The sequence below is a fragment of the Mycobacterium sp. IEC1808 genome, from assembly GCF_002101935.1.
In the GTDB taxonomy this organism is placed as follows: domain Bacteria; phylum Actinomycetota; class Actinomycetes; order Mycobacteriales; family Mycobacteriaceae; genus Mycobacterium.
In genome coordinates this window covers 1-20368 of the sequence record NZ_LQPV01000044.1, presented here as the reverse complement: position 1 = coordinate 20368, position 20368 = coordinate 1, and the positions used below count along the sequence as shown (strand labels likewise).

The 20368-nt window shown below is 69.0% G+C and carries 20 protein-coding genes; 10 read left to right on the top strand and 10 right to left on the bottom strand.

Features of this window, described 5'->3' with window-relative positions:
• The first annotated feature begins 1 nt into the window (after nt 1).
• Genes AWB92_RS21885 through AWB92_RS21875 form a run of 3 tightly spaced genes read left to right on the top strand, consistent with a single transcriptional unit; the run spans nt 2 to nt 3013 of the window.
• Nucleotides 2–505: an SRPBCC family protein gene (locus AWB92_RS21885; RefSeq protein WP_085189383.1), complete on the top strand. Its 504-nt coding sequence runs from the start codon at nt 2–4 to the stop codon at nt 503–505.
• Between the two features lie 9 nt (nt 506–514).
• Nucleotides 515–1393 (top strand): neutral zinc metallopeptidase, encoded by an 879-nt coding sequence (locus tag AWB92_RS21880; protein WP_085189381.1) that lies wholly within the window; start codon nt 515–517, stop codon nt 1391–1393.
• Between the two features lie 6 nt (nt 1394–1399).
• A complete protein-coding gene (locus AWB92_RS21875) occupies nt 1400–3013 on the top strand; it encodes an MFS transporter (protein ID WP_085189379.1) in 1614 nt (537 codons plus the stop codon).
• A 14-nt stretch (nt 3014–3027) separates the two neighbouring features.
• Here AWB92_RS21875 and AWB92_RS21870 read toward each other — a convergent pair whose 3' ends face one another.
• On the bottom strand, nt 3028–3447 hold the full coding sequence (locus AWB92_RS21870; RefSeq protein ID WP_068128971.1) for a hypothetical protein: 420 nt from the start codon (nt 3445–3447) through the stop codon (nt 3028–3030).
• Nucleotides 3448–3495: 48 nt separating this feature from the next.
• Between AWB92_RS21870 and AWB92_RS21865 the strand changes: the two genes are divergently transcribed.
• Entirely contained in the window at nt 3496–5061 is a 1566-nt protein-coding gene (locus AWB92_RS21865; RefSeq protein ID WP_085189376.1) for a metallophosphoesterase family protein, read from the top strand.
• Nucleotide 5062: 1 nt separating this feature from the next.
• Here the strand turns inward: AWB92_RS21865 and AWB92_RS21860 are convergent, their stop codons facing one another.
• Complete coding sequence (locus AWB92_RS21860) at nt 5063–6082, bottom strand: Rv2578c family radical SAM protein (RefSeq protein WP_085189374.1); 1020 nt, start codon at nt 6080–6082, stop codon at nt 5063–5065.
• A 51-nt stretch (nt 6083–6133) separates the two neighbouring features.
• Here AWB92_RS21860 and AWB92_RS21855 point away from each other — a divergent pair, with 51 nt between their 5' ends.
• A complete protein-coding gene (locus AWB92_RS21855) occupies nt 6134–7012 on the top strand; it encodes a haloalkane dehalogenase (RefSeq protein ID WP_085189372.1) in 879 nt (292 codons plus the stop codon).
• On the opposite strand, the gene AWB92_RS21850 is transcribed toward AWB92_RS21855, so the two are convergent.
• From AWB92_RS21850 to AWB92_RS21840, 4 genes are all read right to left on the bottom strand, one after another.
• Complete coding sequence (locus tag AWB92_RS21850; RefSeq protein ID WP_068189288.1) at nt 7009–7236, bottom strand: hypothetical protein; 228 nt, start codon at nt 7234–7236, stop codon at nt 7009–7011. The two genes, AWB92_RS21855 and AWB92_RS21850, sit on opposite strands and share 4 nt — an antisense overlap.
• Nucleotides 7237–7272: 36 nt before the next feature.
• Complete coding sequence (locus AWB92_RS29570; protein ID WP_142282238.1) at nt 7273–7509, bottom strand: hypothetical protein; 237 nt, start codon at nt 7507–7509, stop codon at nt 7273–7275.
• 145 nt (nt 7510–7654) lie between these two features.
• Complete coding sequence (locus AWB92_RS30700; protein WP_085189370.1) at nt 7655–7984, bottom strand: hypothetical protein; 330 nt, start codon at nt 7982–7984, stop codon at nt 7655–7657.
• A 274-nt stretch (nt 7985–8258) separates the two neighbouring features.
• Nucleotides 8259–8690 (bottom strand): DUF732 domain-containing protein, encoded by a 432-nt coding sequence (locus tag AWB92_RS21840; RefSeq protein WP_158090396.1) that lies wholly within the window; start codon nt 8688–8690, stop codon nt 8259–8261.
• A gap of 487 nt (nt 8691–9177) precedes the next feature.
• Between AWB92_RS21840 and AWB92_RS21835 the strand changes: the two genes are divergently transcribed.
• The gene (locus tag AWB92_RS21835) at nt 9178–9354 is read left to right on the top strand and encodes a hypothetical protein (RefSeq protein ID WP_193791419.1); all 177 of its coding nucleotides are present in this window, start codon (nt 9178–9180) and stop codon (nt 9352–9354) included.
• A gap of 302 nt (nt 9355–9656) precedes the next feature.
• On the opposite strand, the gene AWB92_RS21830 is transcribed toward AWB92_RS21835, so the two are convergent.
• Genes AWB92_RS21830 through AWB92_RS21815 form a run of 4 tightly spaced genes read right to left on the bottom strand, consistent with a single transcriptional unit; the run spans nt 9657 to nt 12459 of the window.
• Entirely contained in the window at nt 9657–10130 is a 474-nt protein-coding gene (locus tag AWB92_RS21830; RefSeq protein WP_085189364.1) for a hypothetical protein, read from the bottom strand.
• Between the two features lie 50 nt (nt 10131–10180).
• A complete protein-coding gene (locus AWB92_RS21825) occupies nt 10181–10489 on the bottom strand; it encodes a hypothetical protein (RefSeq protein ID WP_068184864.1) in 309 nt (102 codons plus the stop codon).
• A gap of 48 nt (nt 10490–10537) precedes the next feature.
• Entirely contained in the window at nt 10538–11800 is a 1263-nt protein-coding gene (hisS, locus tag AWB92_RS21820) for a histidine--tRNA ligase (protein WP_085189362.1), read from the bottom strand.
• On the bottom strand, nt 11797–12459 hold the full coding sequence (locus AWB92_RS21815; protein WP_085189360.1) for an MBL fold metallo-hydrolase: 663 nt from the start codon (nt 12457–12459) through the stop codon (nt 11797–11799). Before AWB92_RS21815 ends, hisS begins: the two co-directional genes overlap by 4 nt.
• 107 nt (nt 12460–12566) lie before the next feature.
• On the opposite strand from AWB92_RS21815, the gene AWB92_RS21810 reads away from it, so the two are divergent.
• The 4 genes from AWB92_RS21810 to AWB92_RS21795 form a co-directional block, all read left to right on the top strand.
• On the top strand, nt 12567–13463 hold the full coding sequence (locus AWB92_RS21810) for a peptidylprolyl isomerase (RefSeq protein WP_085189358.1): 897 nt from the start codon (nt 12567–12569) through the stop codon (nt 13461–13463).
• A gap of 79 nt (nt 13464–13542) precedes the next feature.
• A complete protein-coding gene (locus tag AWB92_RS21805; protein WP_085189355.1) occupies nt 13543–15315 on the top strand; it encodes a protein kinase in 1773 nt (590 codons plus the stop codon).
• A gap of 82 nt (nt 15316–15397) precedes the next feature.
• A complete protein-coding gene (locus tag AWB92_RS21800) occupies nt 15398–18025 on the top strand; it encodes a helix-turn-helix transcriptional regulator (protein WP_085189353.1) in 2628 nt (875 codons plus the stop codon).
• Between the two features lie 105 nt (nt 18026–18130).
• On the top strand, nt 18131–20368 hold a 2238-nt coding region (locus AWB92_RS21795; protein WP_085189535.1), incomplete at its 3' end, for a PE family protein.

Here is a 20368-nt window from a genome sequence, read left to right as displayed (position 1 = left end):
CATGTTCCCTTGCGAGCGTGTCGAGCTGGGCTTCGTCGAGACCGCGCCGTTTCGGTTCCGCAACAGCGTCGACCTCGCCGTCACGCCCGAGCAGCTGTTCGAGGTGCTCGGCGACGCCGAGTCCTGGCCGCGCTGGGCGCCGGTGATCACGAAGGTGACCTGGACGAGTCCCGAGCCCCGCGGCGTCGGCACCACCCGCGTCGTCGAGATGCGTGGCGGGATCGTCGGCAATGAGGAGTTTCTGGCGTGGGAACCCTTCACGCACATGGCATTCCGGTTCAACGAATGCTCGTCGAAGGCCGTCGCGGCGTTCGCCGAGGACTACCGGGTCGAGGTCATCCCCGGTGGCTGCCGGCTGACGTGGACCATGGCGCAAAAACCGGCCGGCCCGTCGCGGTTGGCCATGCCGTTGGTCGGACCGCTGCTCAACCTGGGGCTCCGCCGGTTCCTGCGCAACCTGCGCAGCTACACCGACGCCCGGTTTCCCGTCACCCGGCAACCTTAGGAGCGTGCGATGACCTTCAACGAGGGCATGCAGATCGACACCAGCACCGCGTCGTCGTCCGGCGGGGGCGGGATGGGGATGGCCGTCGGCGGCGGCGGGCTCGGCCTGCTGATCCTGCTCGGGGCGCTGTTTTTCGGCATCGACCCGGGCCGCATCATGCCCCAGCAGCAGACCAACAACGGCGGCTATTCGGCGCCCGGTTTCGACCTGAGCCAGTGCAAGACCGGCGCCGACGCCAACAAGTACGTGCAGTGCCGCGTGGTCGCCACCGGCAACTCCGTGGACGCGGTGTGGCATCAGCTGATGCGCAACTACACCCGCCCGCACGTGCGCCTGTTCACCGGGTCCGTGGACACCGGCTGCGGCCCGGCCACCACCGCGGTCGGGCCGTTCTACTGCCCGGTGGACCAGACGGCGTACTTCGACACCGACTTCTTCCAGGAACTGGTCGACAAATTCGGTTCCAGCGGTGGGCCGTTCGCGCAGGAGTACGTGGTCGCCCACGAATACGGCCACCACGTGCAGCAGCTGCAGGGGGTGCTGGGCCGCTCCCAGCAGGGCGCGCAGGGCGCCGGGGGCAACGGGGTGCGCACCGAGCTGCAGGCCGACTGCTACGCCGGCATCTGGGCCCACTACGCGTCGACGGTCAAGCAGGAAAGCTCCGGCGTGCCGTACCTGGAGCCGTTGAGCGACAAGGATATTCAGGACGCGCTCTCGGCGGCGGCGTCGGTGGGCGACGACCGCATCCAAAAGCAGGCGACCGGACGCGTCAACCCCGAGTCGTGGACGCACGGGTCGTCGGCCGAACGGCAGAAGTGGTTCACCATCGGCTACCAGACCGGTGACCCCAACCAGTGCAACACCTTCGCCGCGACCAATCTGGGTTAAGCGCTGATGGCGGTCTTGCATGGGGAGCGTGTCGACGACGGGCAGTCGTCGCCGTTCGCACCGTTGCGCAACCGCATCTTCCGCAACCTGTTCGTCGCGCAGTTCGTTTCCAACATCGGCACGTGGATGCAAAGCGTGGCGGCACAATGGTTCTTAATTGAGGCCCACAGCAGCGCCACCATCGTGGCGCTGGTCCAGACGGCCAGCCTCGGGCCGACGCTGCTGCTAGGAATGTTCGCCGGCGTGCTGGCCGACCTGTTCGACCGGCGGCGCCTGCTCGTCGTCCTGCAGTCGTATGCGGTGGTGGTGGCGCTGGCCCTGGCGGCGCTGACCTACCTCGGTAAGCTCACCCCGGCCGCGCTGTTGCTGTTCACCATGGCGATCGGCCTAGCGTCCGCGCTGACCGCGCCGGCCTGGCAGGCGATTCAGCCCGAAGTCGTTCCGCGCGAGCAGATCCCGTCCGCCGCGAGTCTGTCGAGCGTCTCGGCGAGCGTCGGCCGGGTGATCGGGCCGGCGATCGGCGGCGTCGTGGTCGCAATCGCCGGTCCGGCAGCGGTGTTCGCGATCAACGCCGTGTCGTTCACCGGGATCATCTTCGTCTTGGCCGGGTGGCAACGGCCCAAGCAACTCGCGCCGCTCGAACGAGAACAGTTCGGCCAGGCCATGGTGACCGGATGGCTCTACGTCGTCAACAGCCCGATTTTCCGCAGGATCTTGTTGCGCACAGCGCTTTTCGTGTTTCCCGCCTCGGCCCTGCTCGCCCTGCTGCCGGTGGCCGCCGCGCGCAGCTGGCACCTGGGAGCCAGCGGTTACGGTCTTACGTTGGGGGCCATCGGTTGTGGCGCGGCGCTTGCCCTGCTGGTCCCGGCCCCGTTACGCGAGAAGGTGCCACCCAACGCGTTGCTGGCGGCGTGCGCCGCCGCGTATGGAATCGGTGCGCTCGCGGTGGCCCGGCTGTCGTTCGCCGCGGCGGCACCCTTCCTGGTGTTGTCGGGGACGGCGTGGCTGCTGACGCTGACGACGTTGAACGCGGCGGCCCAGCTGCATCTGCCGCGCTGGGTCCGGGCCCGCGGGCTGGCGATGTACCTGCTGGTCTTCACGGGCTGCCAGGCGATCGGCGCCTACCTCTGGGGTCTCCTTGCCACGCGCGACGGGCTCAAGGTCGCGCTGACCTGGTCGGCGGGGCTGCTGGCCGCCGCCGCCCTCAGCGTCACCTTCCTCGGGTTGCTGCCGGCCACCGGGAAGCTGAGCCGCAACATCTCCAACTGCTGGGCGGCGCCCATGCTCATGCTCGAACCGCGCCCCAACGACGGGCCCGTGCTGGTGACCGTGCGATACCGGGTGCCGACGGAGAACCTCCAAGAATTCGTCGAGGCGATGGCCGCGGTCAGGCGGTCACGCCTGCGGACGGGGGGCCACAGCTGGCGACTCTATCGAAGCCTGGAGGAACCCGACCTCGTCCTGGAGCGGTTCACCGTGCCGTCCTGGACCGAATTCGAGCGCCAGCACACCGAGCGCTGGCTGGAGTCAGACCACGACGGCGCAGCCAAGGCGGCGAGCTACACCGTCGAGGACTCGAAACGACACGAGTACTTCCTCGCCGTGCGCGTGCACAAGTGAGCGGCGCTAATCGGCTAGCCGGGTCGGCAGGTGACGGTGGTGGTGGCGTCCGCGTGCGCGACCACCTGACCATCCACGGCGATTTCGCAGTGGAACTGGGCGGGGCCGTTGCCCGAATCCGGCCAGTGCAGCATGCCGCTGGCGGTGATGGTCGCAAACTGGTTCGGGTTCGCCAGCGTGGCGGTGTAGGTGACCGGCGCTCCCCCGCTCAGCGGCGCCTGCACACTCGTCGTGAACTTCGACGGGTCCGCGTTGTAGGCCGCCTGGCTGGGCGGATCGGAACTCACGTAGCTGACCGTGGCGGTCAGGTTGTTGGGGCTCGTCACGGTGTAAGTCACCTGATGGCCGTCCGCGTGTGAGATCGCGGGAGTGAAAGCCAGTCCTGCGGCCGCTGCGAGAGCGGCCGCGCTGATCACTTTGCGCACGTTCCTCATATCGAAAACGCTACCGGATTTGTTACTTGCGTCAGGTATGAAGCAGGCATGACCGACGTTCCGGGGATCAGTCGCCGCAGGCTGTTGACCACGAGCGCGGTCTCGGCCGCCCTGGGGGCCGGCATCGGGGGCGGGGCGGTGCTGCTGTGGTCGCAGGCGCGCGGTCCGGCCGTCTGGTTTCAGGCCGACCGCCGCGGCGGACCCCCGGTGACCGGTCTGCATCTGCAATTCGGCGCGAACGCGGCGACCGAGGTGGTGGTGTCATGGCACACCACCGAGGCCGTCCGCAATCCCCGCGTCATGCTGGGCACCCCGGCCGCCGGGTTCGGGCGCACCGTGGCCGCGGAGACCCGGACCTACCGAGACGCCAAGTCCGGCAACGAGGTCCGCGTCAACCACGCGCGCCTGACGGGCCTGATCCCCGACACCGACTACGTGTACGCGGCGGTGCACGACGGCGCCGAGCCGGGCGGCGGCACGGTGCGGACCGCCCCGTCGGGGCGAAAACCGCTGCGGTTCACCAGCTTCGGGGACCAGTCCACCCCCACGCTGGCCCGGCTGCCCGACGGCAAGTACGCCACCGACAACATCGGGTCGCCCGCGGCCGCGGATACCACGCTGGCCGTCGAGCGCCTCGGTCCGCTGTTCAACCTCGTCAACGGCGACCTGTGCTACGCGAACCTGGCGCAGGACCGCATCCGGACGTGGTCGAACTGGTTCGAGAACAACACCCGCTCGGCGCGGTTCCGGCCGTGGATGCCGGCCGCGGGCAACCACGAGAACGAACTCGACAACGGGCCAATCGGTTACGCCGCCTACCAGACCTACTTCGCGTTGCCGGACTCGGGTTCCAGCCCCGAAGCCCGCGGCCTGTGGTACTCGTTCACCGCGGGTTCGGTGCGGGTGATCAGCCTCAACAACGACGACGTGGCCTTCCAGGACGGCGGCAACTTCTACGTGCACGGCTATTCCGGTGGTGAGCAAAAACGCTGGCTGGCAAGCGAACTCGCCGCGGCGCGGCGCGACCCCGACGTGGACTGGGTGGTGGTGTGCATGCATCAGACGGCGATCTCGACCGCCGACCGGACCAACGGCGCCGACCTCGGCATCCGCGAGGAATGGCTGCCGCTGTTCGACCAGTATCAGGTCGATCTGGTGGTGTGCGGGCACGAGCACCACTACGAGCGGTCGCATCCGTTGCGCGGTGCGCTGGGCACCGACACCCGCACACCGATACCCGTCGACACCGGCGGCGACGTCATCGACTCGACCCGGGGCACCGTGCACCTCGTCATCGGCGGCGGGGGCACGTCCGCGCCGTCCAACGGGATGTTCTTCCCTCAGCCTCGGTGCCGCGTGATTGCCGGCGTCGGGGCTTTCGACCCCGAGATCGGCCGCAAGGCGCCGATCTACGTGTTGGAAGACGCGCCCTGGTCGGCGTTTCGCGACCGCGACAACCCTTACGGCTTCGCGTGTTTCGACGTCGACCCGGGCCAGCCCGGGGGCAACACCTCGATCAAGGCGACGCACTATTCGGTGAGCGGGCCGTTTGGCGCGGTTTCCGTGGTGGACCAGTTCACGCTCACCAAGCCCCGCGGCGATCGGCCCGCCTAGCTCAAAACAGCGTCGGCTGCGGCGGCGCGGACGTGGCGGCGGTCGGCGGGACCGGGCGGGGATCGCCGCCGAGGCGGTACTTGGCGATCAGCGGCGCGGCCCGTTCGCGCAGCATGTCGCGGTAGCTCGGCGGCAGGTAGGCGCCGCGGCGGTAGAGCTCGCGGTAGCGGCCGACCAGCTCCGGGTGCGAGCGGGCCAACCAGGACATGAACCAGCCGCGCGTCGAACCGCGCAGGTGCAGGCCGAAAACCGTGACGCCGGTGGCGCCGGCCGCGGCGATCTGGCCGAGCAGGCCGTCGAGGTGCTCGGTGGAATCGGTGAGGTGCGGCAGCACCGGCGCGACCATGACGTGGCACCCCAGGCCGGCGTCCCGGATGGCGCTGATGAGGCCCAGGCGTGCCTGCGGAGTCGGCGTTCCCGGCTCGACGTCGCGGTGCAGCTCAGGATCGGCGACGGCCAGCGACACGGACACCGACAACGGAACCTGTTGTGCCGCTTCGGATACCAGGGGCAGGTCGCGCCTGAGCAGCGTGCCCTTGGTGAGGATCGACAGTGGTGTGCCGGATCCGGCGAGCGCGCCGATGATGCCCGGCATCAGCGCGTAGCGCCCCTCGGCGCGCTGGTAGGGATCGGTGTTGGTGCCCAGCGCGACCGTCTCGCGCCGCCACGACGGCCGGCGCAGCTCGCGGTTAAGGACCTCGGCGACGTTGGTCTTGACCACCACCTGGGTGTCGAAGTCGGCGCCACAGTCGAAGTCAAGGTACTCGTGGGTGGGGCGCGCGAAGCAGTAGCGGCAGGCGTGCGAGCAGCCGCGGTAGCCGTTGACGGTGTAGCCGAACGGCAGCGCCGACGCATTGGGCACCTTGTTGAGCGCCGACTTGCACAGCACCTCGTGGAAGGTGATGCCCTCGAATTGCGGGGCGCGGACGCTGCGGACGAGGCCGATCCTGCTTAAGCCCGGGAGGGCCCCGTCGTCGACGGGGTTCCCGTTGACCGCGACGGCCTGGGTGGACCAGCGCATGCCTCTATTCGAACTTGTGTTCGATCGGTTGTCAAGTGACAGGATGTCCCCATGGAGCTGCGATACCGGGAGGTCGCCGGCAAGCGAATGGCCTACATCGACGAGGGCGAGGGCGACGCGATCGTCTTTCAGCACGGCAACCCGACGTCGTCCTACCTGTGGCGCAACGTCATGCCGCATCTGCAGGGGCTGGGCCGCCTGGTGGCTTGCGACCTGATCGGCATGGGCGCGTCGGAGAAGCTGAGCCCGTCAGGTCCGGACCGATACCACTATGCCGAGCAGCGTGACTTCTTGTTCGGGCTCTGGGACGCGCTCGAGCTCGGGGACCGCGTGGTGCTGGTGCTGCACGACTGGGGCTCGGCGCTGGGCTTCGACTGGGCCAACCGGCACCGCGACCGCGTGCGGGGCATCGCGTTCATGGAGGCCATCGTCACCCCGATGACATGGGCGGATTGGCATCCCAACATACGCGGTGTGTTCCAGGGGTTCCGGTCGCCGGAAGGTGAGCGGATGGTGTTGGAGCAGAACATGTTTGTCGAAGCGGTGCTGCCCGGCGCCATACTTCGGAAACTCTCCGACGAGGAGATGAACGCCTACCGGCGCCCGTTCCTCACCGCCGGCGAGGACCGGCGACCCACCCTGTCGTGGCCACGCAATATACCCATCGACGGCGAGCCGGCCGAGGTCGTCGCCGTCGTCGACGAATACCGCAGCTGGCTGGAAAAAGGCGTCGAAAATGGCGGGGTGCCAAAGCTATTCGTCAACGCCGAGCCCGGCGCCATCCTCAACGGCCGCATCCGCGATTACGTCCGGACCTGGGCCAGCCTCAGCGAGGTCACGGTTCCCGGCGTGCATTTCATCCAGGAAGACAGCCCGGACGAGATCGGTGTGGCGGTGGCGGAGTTCGTCAGGCGGCTACGGTCCGGCTAGTCCTTCATGCCTCGCTCGTGCCGGATGAACACGGCGGCGCCACCCAGCATCAGTGCCAGTGTGAAGCCGGCGAGGTCGGTGCTGGTGGGTTGGTGGGTGCTCATGTCGAACGCGGTCAGCGCGAAGGTGATCAGGAGCGTCAGCAGGAAGATCAGGCCGGTATGGCGCGCCGGCGCAAACCCAAGGAGGAGAAGCCCGACGCCCGCGACGAGCAGCGAGACCATTCAGGCCCTCCTCACCTGATCCACCGGACCGCCACGCTACGGCATTCTGCGACGGGGCGTGCCTGAACACCGGTCAGAAGGGTGGTGGTTCGTCGTCGTCGGTGGGTGGGGGTCCGAACTAGTCGTGGCTTTCGGTTTGCGGGCCAGGCGGGCCTGGCGGTGGTGGCAGCGTTCGGTGGCGATGCCGTTGGCTTGGGCGCCGGTGCGCCGGCGTTTGGGCATCATCGCGGTGCGCTCGGCGCAGTAGTCGACGACCAGGTCGGCCTCGGCCACCGGGACGACCCAATAGGGGCCGACGGTTCCCGTCCACGATTTGGCGGAGGCTGCCGTCGTCGTCGACCCATGCCGCGTTATTCAAGTAGGGCGCGGCGACTTCAGTTGAGGACCGCCGCCGCGTACGTATGTTGGTCGCCGGGGTTTACCGCCCGTGGTCCCCAGGCCCGCCGTGGTCGTGGTCCCACCCAGGCCCGCCGTGGTCATGGTCCCAACCAGGCCCGTCGTGGTCGTGGTCCCACCCAGGTCCATGGTCGCGATCCCAGCCTCCGGGTCCACCGCGCCAGTCGTGGCAGTTGCCCCAATCCCAGTTATCGCCCCAGCCCGGGTCCCAGAACTCTCCTGGGCACCATTGCGGGAAAGGCCCTGGCTGAGCTTGCACCTCGGTTGCGGCGCCCACTCCGGCCAGGCCCAGTGCGACGGCTATCGCGAAGATGGATGCAACAAAACGTGTAAGAGGTGTAAAGGCTTTCATGTCTACTCTGGTACCCCCTGAACCTGCGCTGGAAACTCCAGCACGCGGACGTGTCCTTGTGTGTTCCGAACGATGACCTGCAAGTTTGGGGTGTATAAGGGCCGCTCGTTCGCCTATTACAGGTCGAGCACCCAAGCCGAACGTTCGTTCATACGACGACTTGACGCGTCTACGAGGAATGAATCGGGGCGCCCATGAAGGCGAACCGGGTCGCCCCGATCAACTGCTCATGCGCGGACTAGCCGTGGCTCGGCGGGCGCCCAGTATTCCGTGCCTATGCCAAGTACTCCGGGCAGTAGTAGGCGATTGAAAGATCCACGAATGTCGCCGCCTGCGCCTGCGTGTAATGCATCTTCGGCCGTACCGCGCCAGCAACCTCGCGCCGCGTGTACCCACTGCCCAGGAAGCCGCACACCCCGTGTGCGATGTGGACCGCATTGCGGCTGTCTGTGACTTCCGCGCCGTGGTCGATGAGCGCCGCGACGAACTGGTTAGCGCCTGCCGGTTGCCGTGGAGGCGGTGGTGGTGGCGTCGTCCGCTGATCTACCAGAATGACCTTGTCGCGGAGCGCCGCGCCAAAAGGATCACCATGATCGTCGGCACGCGCTGAGGGCGGAAACAACAGGGCCGCCTGGGACGCGAACGACAGTGCTGCAAAAACAAATCCAACTGCCACCGGGGCCGCTGCGATTGCACGGAAGAACATGCGCCCAACTTCCTTGTTCTGTGGTGACGATCCCCGGTTTGTGATGGAAGCGTATGCGCATGGAGTGGTACGCATGTGCAAAATTGCACAAAACGATTGGCACCCATCCGAAGTCGGTTGGACATGAGGACATGAGTGACAAATGTTGCTAATGAGGCGGCAACCGACGCCCACCTCCGCCCGCACGGGGTCTATCGCTGCGACCATGGCGGGGTCATCGGGGTCATACGCGTTCGATGTCGTCGATGCCCATGCCTATGTGTCGTCGGCAGGGTCGCACACACACGCCCTAGAGCTTGGCTACAGCTGATTCTTAGATTAACTATCTAGCGTCCGTCTTGTACGAGAAGAACCAAAGTCCAGTTGGAAGTTTTGCATGCAGGAGGGGATCGCTATGACCTTGAACAAAATTGTGGGTACGGGGGTAATCGCTGGCGCGCTTGGCCTTTCGGCTCTCGGACTGGCCGGCGTTGCCAACGCCGCGCCCGTGCCACAGCCTGCTCCGGGTGAGGTCCAGCATGTGCAGCTGGCCGACTGGCACGGTGGCGGCGGCGACCGCGACGGCGGCGGTGGCTGGCACGGCGACCGCGACGGCGGCTGGGGCTGGCACGGCGACCGCGACGGCGGCTGGGGTGGCTGGCACGGCGACCGCGACGGTCGCTAGTTACTTTCCAGTCGGCGGCGGTGAGCATTCACGGCGGCGCGCACCCTGTGGCTACCAGTCCAAACCCGCCGAGGCCGCAAAAATTCCTTCAGGCTTGCCATCCCGCCAGCAACCGCTCGCTTTTGGGCCAGCTAAGCCCGCACTGGGTCTATGGCCGTGACCACGGCGGGGTTGTCAGTCCCCGGCTGGGGTGGCGGTAGGTCCGGGCAACTTCTTCCAGGTGTCGCGGGATTCCTACCAGGTGGGCTGATCGAGCCCTAAAGGAGCAACGATGAAAATCAACGTGCGGCCGGCGACGCTCGTCACGCGCCGCAGAAGCGGCTGGAGCCATACTTGCCGCACCAGATGTCACCTGCGTTCGCATCGGTGAGTTCGGCGTCGCTGTCGGCTAAGTGGAGGACGGTGACCCCGTCTGGGGAAACGACGAGCTCGGCCTTCCACGCGGTGTGGTCGTTGAGGGTGCCGTCCATTCCGTCGCCCCAGGCACCGATGCGCCGATCCAACCTGATCGTGAGACCCAGGCCGTCGCCCTGTGTCCAGCGCATGGTCCACTTCTCGCCGTCGCGGGCGCTGGAGCCGAGCAGGATCGTCCCGGTGCCGTCGGGCGCGATCGTCATCATGCTTTCGTGCCTCTGCCACTTTCCGACGTAGTCGCCGCGCGCCGTCTGCATCGGCGTGTCGTCCGCCGGATCGGCGTTGGCGACCGCGGCATGCGCAACGAGGGCGGCCGCTGTCGCGGTGAGCGCCGCGATCGAGCGGACAGCAAATTTGGGCATGGCGAAAATCCTTCTGGGTATTCGGTTGCCGTCCGATGATTGCCTGCCGCCTACAACCCTGGCAAGCAGATGGGCGCCCCGTAACAGGGCGGCGGTCCGAGCGGCTGCCGGGGAGCGTCGCCCTCCCAGACGAACTGGCCGACGTTGCCCATACCCCCGACGGGGACCCAGTACCAGTGGTGGCAGACGTTCATGTCCCACCGGACATCCGGCATCGGAAGCGGCTTCCCCGGGCACCAGTCGTGCGGGACGGTGAAGTTGTCGGCATGGGCGGTGCTCGCGGTCAGCCCCAAACCCGCCACCGCGACGCCGCCCGAAAGCAGCGCCCCGGCAACCACTTTCTTCAGGGTGGTATCCATGACCGCAATGTAGCGGCGGCCGCTTGCGAAATTCTTGCGCCGGATCGGCTACCGGGCCAACCTCGAAAGCACCTCGGTGACAACGGAATCCGTCGCGACGGACACTTGCTCACCTGACGCGAGGTCCTTCACCCCGACGGTCCCGGCCTCGATGTCGCGTTCGCCGAGCACCAGGGCGATGCGGGCACCGGAGCGGTCGGCCGCGCGCATCGCGCCCTTGAGCCCGCGGTCGCCGTAGGCCAGGTCGACGCGGACACCGGCGCTGCGCAGCTGCGCGGCGAGCACCGCCAGCGAGAGCTTCGCCGGCTCGGACAGCGGCACCCCGAACACGTCGCAGCGCGTGGTCTCCCCCACCGTCTTGCCCTCGGAGCGTAGCGCGAGCATGGTCCGGTCCACCCCCAGCCCAAACCCGATGCCCGACAAGTCTTGTCCGCCGAGCTGGCTCATCAGGCCGTCGTAACGGCCGCCGCCGCCGATCCCGGACTGCGCGCCCAAACCGTCGTGGACGAACTCGAAGGTGGTCTTCGTGTAGTAATCCAGCCCGCGCACCATCCGCGGGTTGATCACGTACGGCACCCCGAGCGCGTCGAGGTGGGCCAGCACCGTGTCGAAGTGTTGCTTGGCGCCGTCGGACAGGTGGTCGAGCAGCACCGGCGCATCGGCCGTCATGGCCCGCACCTCGGGTCGCTTGTCGTCGAGCACCCGCAATGGATTCAGCTGCGCGCGTCGCCGCGTCTCCTCGTCGAGGTCTAGCCCAAACAGGTACTCCTGCAGCAGCTCCCGGTACTGCGGGCGGCAGCTCTCGTCGCCGAGGGAGGTGATCTCCAGCCGGAACCCGTCGAGGCCCAGCGAGCGAAAGCCACCGTCGGCAACGGCGATCACCTCGGCGTCCAGCGCCGGGTCGTCGACGCCGATCGCCTCGACGCCGACCTGCTGCAGCTGGCGATACCGCCCGGCCTGCGGACGCTCGTAACGGAAGAACGGGCCCGCATAGCAAAGCTTCACCGGCAGCGCGCCGCGGTCCAGGCCGTGCTCGATCACCGCGCGCACCACCCCGGCGGTCCCCTCGGGCCGCAGCGTCACCGAGCGGTCACCGCGGTCGGCGAACGTGTACATCTCCTTGGACACGACGTCGGTGGATTCGCCGACGCCGCGGGCAAACAGGGCGGTGTCCTCGAAGATGGGCAGCTCGACGTCGCCGTAACCGGCCCGGCGGGCCGCCGCCAGCAACCCGTCGCGCACCGCGACGAACTGCGCCGAATCGGGCGGGAGGTAGTCCGGCACCCCCTTGGGGGCAGAGAACTCCGTCACCGGCTCAGGCCCTCGAGGAACGGATTGAAACGCCGCTCCGCGCCGATGGTGGTCGACGGTCCGTGGCCCGGCAGGACGACCGTCTTGTCGTCGAGCACCAGCAGCTTGTCGATGATCGAGGTCAGCAGGTCGCGGCCGCTGCCGCCGAACAGGTCGGTGCGGCCCACCGAGCGCTCGAAGAGTGTGTCGCCGGTGAAGACGACGTCGGTATCGGACGCCACCCGGAAGACCACCGAGCCGCGGGTGTGCCCGGGCGTGTGGTCGACGTTGACGGTCACGCTGCCCAGATCCAGCTTGTCGCCATCGCGGTCTAGCTCCACCACCTGCTTGGGTTCGCGGAAGAACGCGCCCGTCACCAGCTGCGCCAACCGCGGGCCGTAGCCGTGGATCGGGTCGGTCAGCATGAAGCGGTCCTCGGGATGGATGTAGGTAGGGCAGCCGAAGGTGTCGGAAACCTTCTGCGCGGACCACATGTGGTCGATGTGCCCGTGGGTCAGCAGCACCGCGGCGGGGGTCAGCCGGTTCTCGTCCAGGATTCGCCGCAGCGCACCCATCGCGCGCTGACCGGGATCGACGATGACGGCGTCGGTTCCGGGCCGCTCAGCCAGCACATAGCAGTTGCACTGCAACATGCCGGCGGGGAATCCAGTGATAAACACGGTTCCCAGTTTCCCACGGGACCCGACTGGCACCGGTCACCGCGCCCACATTAGCCTGGGCTGGCAATCTCGGGCCCCGACTTACCAACCATGGAGGCATTCCGGCCGTGCCGACCAACGAACAGCGACGTGCGAACGCCAAGCGCAAACTCGAGCGGCAGCTCGAGAAGCGCCAGAAGCAGGCCAGAAGGCGCCGGATCGTGGTGATCGCCGGGGGTTCGGTCGCGGCGGTGGCCGTGATCGTCGCGGTGGTGATCGCCGTCGTCAACACCAAGCACGAGAACAAGAGCAACACCGCGGCGCCGACCGGCACCACCGCCGCCAGCAGCTCCCCCGACAGCACGACACCCGGACCGACGCCGGGGGTTCCGCCGTTGCCGCCGTTCAAGCCGTCGGCCAACCTGGGCGCCAACTGCCAGTACCCGGCGTCGTCGGACGCGGCCGCCAAACAGGTCAAGCCGCCGCGAACCGGCAAGGTCCCGACGGACCCGGCCCAGGTGAGCGCGAGCATGGCGACCAGTCAGGGCAACATCGGGCTGATGCTGGCCAACAACGAATCGCCTTGCACGGTCAACAGTTTCGCCAGCCTCATCGGCCAGAAATACTTCGACGGCACCAAATGCCACCGGCTGACCACGTCGGACACGCTCGGCGTCCTGCAATGCGGCGACCCCAAGGGTGACGGCACCGGCGGCCCCGGCTACCAGTTCGCCAACGAGTACCCGACCGACCAGTACCCGCCCAACGACCCCAAGGCTCAGCAGCCGGTCGTCTATCCGCGCGGCACCCTGGCCATGGCCAACGCCGGACCCGGCACCAACGGCAGCCAGTTCTTCATGGTCTACAAGGACTCTCAGCTGCCGCCGCAGTACACCGTCTTCGGCACCATCCAGGCCGACGGGTTGGCCGTCCTGGACAAGATCGCCAAGGCCGGCGTCGCGGGCGGCGGCGAGGACGGCGCCCCGGCCAGCGAAGTCACCATCAAGTCGCTGCTGCTCGACTAAGCCCTGGCCCCGCGCAACACCGGCGGCCGATTGGTGAGAATCGCCAGTCTCACGTGATCCACCGTTTATGGTTCGTGGGGTGACCGTGGATCCGGAGTCGTTCGGCCGCTACCAGATAATGGGGTTGCTGGGCCGGGGCGGCATGGGACGTGTGTACCGCGCCTACGACCCCGCCACCGATCGGGTGGTGGCGCTCAAAGTGCTCCCGCCGCATTTGGCCGAGGACAATCAGTTTCAGCAAAGGTTCCGCCGCGAGGCACGCATCGCGGCCGGCCTCAACGATCCGCACATTGTGCCCATCCACGGCTACGGCGAGATCGACGGCCAGCTGTATGTCGACATGCGACTGATCGAGGGACGCGACCTGGCGGACTACATCGTCCAAAGCGGTGGGCGGCTCAGCCCCGAGCGGACCGTCGCGGTGATCGAACAGGTTGCGGCGGCGCTGGATACGGCCCATTCGGTGGGCTTGATCCACCGCGACATCAAGCCGAAAAACATCCTGGTGACCGCGGCGCGAGATTTCGTCTACCTGATCGATTTCGGCCTCGCCCGCGCGCAGACCGACACCGAGCTCACGGGCACCGGCGCCACGATGGGCACCGTGGCGTACCTGGCGCCCGAACGCTTCAGGGGCACAACGGATCACCGCGCCGACGTGTACTCGTTGGCCTGTGTGCTCTACGAGTGCCTCACCGGAAGCCGGCCCTTCCCCGGCGACAGCCTCGAGGAGCAGCTCAACGCGCATGTGAACACGCCGCCACCGCGAGCGTCGATCATCGCGCCCGGCGTCCCGCCGGCCCTCGACGCGGTGATCGCGCGGGGCATGGCGAAGGACGTCAACGCCCGCTACCAGTCGGCGATGGAGCTCGCCGAGGCGGCCCGGGCAGCGCTGACCGCCACCGACGGCTTAGCCCCGCCCCAGGCCGCCCCGCCAACCCCGCCGGCGCAGCCGCCGCAGCCGCAGCCGGCGTCGCAGCCGCAGCCGCAGCCGCCCCAGCCGATCCCGGCAAAGACCTTCAACAGGCGGCTGGCCCTGGGAATCGTGGGCGGGTCGCTCGTCGCGCTGGCGGCGGTGGTGGCCCTGGTCATCTCGCTGGTGACCCAGAGCCACGGCTCGACCAACAACGCGGCGTCGCCCGCCCCGAGCCGTGCCAGGGTGCCCGCCCGGCCGGGGTCGGCCCCCGGATCCGCTTCCGCGACGCCCGCGGGCGTGCCGCCGTTGCCGCCGTTCGCGCCACCGCCCGACGTCGGCGCGAACTGCCAGTACCCGCCGTCGCCCGATCCGGCCAGCAAGGCCGCCACGCTGCCCCCGTCGGGCCGGGTGCCCACCGAGCCGGCACCGATCCACGCAGTCATCTCGACCAACTTCGGTGACATCGGCGTGCAGCTCGCCAACAACGAATCCCCCTGCGCGGTAAACAGTTTCACCAGCCTGGCGAAGCAGGGGTTCTACGACAACACAATCTGCGGGCGGATGATCGACGAGCCGGAGGGCGGGACGCTACTGTTCGGCGGCCCCGATGCCGACGGCGGCGGCGGCGCTGGTTACGAGTTCGCCGACGAATACCCCGCCAACCAGTACAAGGCCGACGATCCGGCGCTCAAGGCAACTGTGATCTATCCGCGCGGGACCGTAGCGTTGGCCACCAACGGGCCCAACACCAACGGAAGCCAGTTCTTCGTGGTGTTCCGCGACGCCGAGATAGAGCCGACGTCCACGGTGTTCGGCTCGGTCGACCAGGCGGGCCTGGCGACCCTCGACAAGATCGCCAAGGTCGGTGTGGCCGGCAACCGCACCAGGGGAATGCCCACGAGCACCGTCACCATCACGTCGGTGCAGGTGGGCTAGACGGCTCCACGACCGGCCCTCCGGCGTTCCATATTCGGCAAAGTCGCCCCATTCACTCTTCCGGCGCTCTTAGGCTTTGCGCGTGCGCTTGTCGTGGCCGCTGACCGGCCGCTCGAAGGAGACCGGAGACATCGAGGCCGCCATCTCGGCCCCGGACGCCTCCGGCATCGTCGTCTACGGCGCGGCGGGCGTGGGCAAGAGCCGGCTCGCGCGTGAGGCCCTGGCCGCCGCCGACTCGCGCGGATGCGAATGCCGCTGGGCCGCCGGGACATCTACGGCGCGCTCGATTCCGCTGGGCGCATTCTCGGCCTGGGCGCCGTCGGGTGTCACCGACACCGTCCAGTTGCTGCAAGGGGTGATCGAGTCGCTGACTTCCGCATCCCGGGGCGCCACGGTGGTCTTGGGAGTCGACGACTCGCATTTCCTCGACGATCTGTCCGCATTCGTCGTGCACCAGATCGTGCAGCGCGGAGCGGCCAAAGTGATACTCACCGTCCTCGACGGTGAACCGATTCCCGCAGCCGTCAAAGAAATATGGCGGGTCGGCCAGCTCGACCGGCTCGACCTGCGGCCGCTGTCGTTAGAAGACACCACCGCGCTCCTGTCGGCGACCCTGGGCGGACCCGCGGATCCGGATGCGGCACAACGGCTGTGGAAGCTCACCCGCGGCAACCCCTTATATCTGCGCAACATCGTGGAGCAAGAGGTCGCCGACGGCCGGATCGTGCAGCAGCAAGGCTATTGGCGGTGGACAGGCGATCCGATAATGCCCCCAGGGCTGGTCGAATTGATCGAATCGCGCATCGGGGCCCTGCCCGCACCGGTCGGCGATGTGATTGACGTGCTCGCCGTCGGCGAGCCCATCGATCTGGCGGTACTGCAGCGGCTGAGCGATCCGGCCGCAGTCGAGGAGGCCGATAGCCGGGGGCTCATCACGCTTGAGGCCGCCGCCGGAGGCATGGAAGTGCGGGTGGCGCATCCGCTCTACGGCGAGGTACGCCGCCGGCGAGGGGCGCCCACCCGGCTGCGGCGGTTGCGCGGGCGCGTCGCCGCCGAGCTCGCCGCGGCGCCCGACCGCAACGACATACAGGTCTTGGTGCGCCGCGCCGCGTTGAGTCTCGACTCCGACCTCGCGCCGGACACAGATCTGCTGGTAAGGGCGGCCCACGGCGCGGTCTGGCTGGCGGATCTGCCCCTCGCCGATCGGCTTGCCGCGGCGGCCATCCGGGCCGGAGCGGGACCCGAACCGAACTTCGTTCGCGCGCACGCGCTTTCGTGGATGGGTCGTGGCGATGAGGCCGAAGCGGTATTCACCGAGATCCGCACCGGCGAGTTGACCGAAGTCGACCGTGCCAGATATGCCTTCCTACGGGCCAGCAACATGCTCTGGGCGCTTGGCGACCCAGCGCGTGCGAAAGAGATCATCGACGCGGCATCCGACACCACGTCGCCACGAGCCCGCAGCTATATCGACGCCTTCCTCACGGTGTACTGGTTTGCGACGGACGAACCGGAGCTGGCCGCAAAAGCGTCGGAAACTCTTGTGTTGGAAGAACTACCGGCCGTCGTCGGCGCCGAGATTGCCTGGGTGCTGGCCGCCATAGCCGCAGATGCGGGGCGCACCACGGAGGCAGTGACAGTCGCGCAGGCGGGCTACGGCCTTGCCACGCGCTTGTTCGACGCTCCGCACATGAGGTTCAACATCGGCGACGCGCATGTCGGCTCCCTGCTGCTGTCGGGAGACGTCGACGAAGCCCTGCGGGTGGCCGAGCGAGTGCGCCGTGAGGCGGCCGACCTTCCGGGAGCGGCCCAACTGCTCGGTGCGGCCGTCGCGGGCCGCGCCGCCCTGGGCGCCGGTCACCTGAATTCCGCCTGCGCGTTGCTCGAACAGGCGGCGGTGGGACTCTCGGCCACGCACGCTTCGGGCTGGGGATACCGCTATAACGTCGCGCGCGCGATGGCGCTCGCGATGTGCGGTTTGACCGTGCAAGCAGCCACCGCGCTTGCAGCAGTCGATGAGCGGCGCCGTCCTTTCCGGCCCTTGGACTTCGAACGGAGCCTGGCACGGGCGTGGGTGACCGCCAGCCAGGGAGCCGTCAGCAAGGCCGTCGCCATCGTGTTGTCGGCGGCCGAAAAATCGTCGACCAAGGGGCGATTCGCCGAGGAAGCGGTCTGCCTGCAGACCGCCACTCAGTTCGGTGACCGTTCGGGCTTGCTCCGATTGCGCGAGCTCGAAACGCTGGTCGAGGGATCGCGCGCCCGCGTCGCGGCGCGGTTCTCGGCCGCCCTGAACGATGGCGACGCCGCCGACTTGTCCGCGGTGTCAGAAGATTTCGAACGAATGGGTGACCTTGTTGCGGCCGTCGACGCCGCCGCCCAGGCCGCCCTCACGTATCGCAGCCGGGGCATGCGGGGATCGGCGCTTGCATGTGCGGCGCGCGCGGGCGCACTGGCCGAAAGGTGTGGCGGTGTGCGGACTCCGGCGCTCCGTGAAGCCGAGCTGCCCCTTCCGCTGACGGATCGTGAAAGGGAGATCGTCATGCTGATCGGTCAAGGGTTGTCCAACCGCGAAGTCGCCGAGCGACTGACCCTTTCCGTGCGCACGGTGGAAAGCCATATCTACCGAGCCATGTCTAAGACCGGAACCCGCAGCCGCGAGGAACTCGCGTCGTTGTTGCCGCGGCAGGGCGCGCACGAGCAAGTGCAGTAGTCAGCTGCTCGAAGTGCAGTAGTCGGTTACTGAGTGCCGCGCCGCGGCCCAGTCGCAGAGTTAAGCGATCGTGTTCCGACCGGGCGTGCTGGTAGGTGAATCGACATGTCGTATGTTATCGCAGCGCCAGAGCTAATGACCTCGGCGGCAACGGATTTGGCAGCACTCGGCTCGAACCTAGGTGCGGCCCGCGCGGCCGCCGCCAGCCAAACCACGAGCGTGCTGGCCGCCGCGGAGGACGAGGTGTCGGCGGCCATCGCCGCGTTGTTCTCCACCCAAGGTCAACGGTTTCAGGCACTCAGCGCACAGGCGGCCGCGTTTCACGAGCAGTTTGTCCAGGTATTGAACACGGGTGCAAGCTCCTATGCCAGCGCGGAGGCCGCGAATGTCGCCGCGTTCGCCGCCAATCCGGCGCAGACGGTCGGGCAGGATCTGCTCAACGCGATCAATGCACCCAGCCTGGCGTTGACCGGGCGCCCGCTGATCGGCAACGGTGCCAACGGGACCCCGGGCACCGGGCAAAACGGCCGGCCCGGCGGCTGGCTGCTCGGCATCGGCGGCGCCGGCGGCTCCGGCGCTCCCGGCCAAAACGGCGGTAACGGCGGCTCCTCCGGGCTGCTGGGCTTCGGCGGGCCCGGCGGGGCCGGCGGCCCGGGCACAGCGACCATGGCCGCCGGGAACGGCGGTGCCGGCGGTAATTCCTTCGACCCGGGGTTCGGCTACGGCGGGGCCGGCGGCGCGGGTGGATTCAACGCGTTCGGGGCCGGCGGGGCCGGCGGACCTGGCGGCAACGGCGGCGGCGGCGGTCACGGTGGGGCCGGTGGGCCTGGTGGAAACGGCCTCACCATTGGTGGGGCCGGCGGGACCGGCGGGAACGGCGGGCTGTTTAGCGGGTTGATCGGTGCGGGTGGCGGGAACGGCGGGGCCGGCGGATTCAGCGATGCCGGCGTCGGGGGTGCCGGCGGCGCCGGCGGCAATGCGGGTCTGCTCGCCGGTGGCGGTGGCGCCGGCGGCGCCGGCGGATCGAGCCACACCGGTACCGGCGGGGTGGGCGGGGCCGGCGGCAATGGCGCCCTGCTGTTGGGCGACGGCGGCGCAGGCGGGGCCGGCGGAACCAGCCAAACCGGGACCGGTGGCGCCGGCGGACACGGCGGCACTGGTTACCTAGTCGGCGACGGTGGCTTCGGCGGGACCGGCGGCGCGGGCGGCGCGCAGGGCGGTAACGGCGGGGCCGGCGGCAACGCCGGCCTGCTTGGCCCCGGCGGGGCCGGCGGGGCCGGTGGCGCCAGCGACCTCGGCACCGGCGGGAACGGCGGAGCCGGCGGGATGTCTTTGGTGTTCAATGGCGGGCCCGGCGGCGCCGGCGGATCGAGCTTAAGTGGCGCCGGTGGGCCCGGCGGGGCCGGCGGCAACGCCCTATTGATGGGCAACGGCGGCAACGGAGGCAACGGCGGGTTCGGCACGGCGCTGGGCACCGCTGGCGCCGGTGGTGCCGGCGGGCTATTGCTGGGTGTCGACGGCTTCAACGCTCCCGCCAGCACTTCGCCCCTGCACAACCTGCAGCAGCAGGTGCTCCACGCAATCGACGCGCCCATCCAGGCAGTTACCGGGCGCCCGCTGTTCGCCAACGGCGCCCCCGGGGCTCCGGGCACCGGGCAGCCCGGCGCGCCAGGCGGGTGGCTGCTCGGCGTCGGCGGTGACGGCGGCTCGGGTGGGCCGGGTCTTCCCGGTGGTGACGGCGGTATTGGCGGGCTGTTGGCTGTGGGCGGCGCCGGCGGGGCCGGCGGAAACTCGTCGACCGGCAACGGCGGGGCCGGAGGGGCCGGCGGGACCGCCGGGACCGGCAATGGCGGCGTCGGCGGCAATGGCGGACTCACTACCGCAGCAAACGCGGTCGGCGGGGCCGGCGGTCTGATCGGCGGGCTGATCACCGCGGGCGGAGGGGCCGGTGGCGTGGGCGGATACGGCACCGGCAGCGGCGGTGCGGGCGGGCCCGGCGGCTACGCCAGCCCGCTCTTCGGCCATGCCGGCGCCGGCGGGGACGGCGGGGCCAGCGCGGCCGGCACCGGCGGAGCCGGCGGAACCGGAGGGAACGCCGGCCTGCTGACAGGCTCTGGCGGGGACGGCGGGGCCGGGGGATTCGGCGCGACCGGCGGGGGCGGCGGCGGGACCGGCGGCAATGGGGCCCTGATCGGCAACGGCGGCGGCGCCGGCGGCGCCGGCGGATACAGCTCAACCGGCACGGGCGGTGCCGGGGGCGCCGGCGGCAGCGCCGGAATGCTTTTGGGGCCCGGCGGGGCCGGCGGGGCCGGCGGATTCAGCTCGACCGGTACCGGCGGGGCC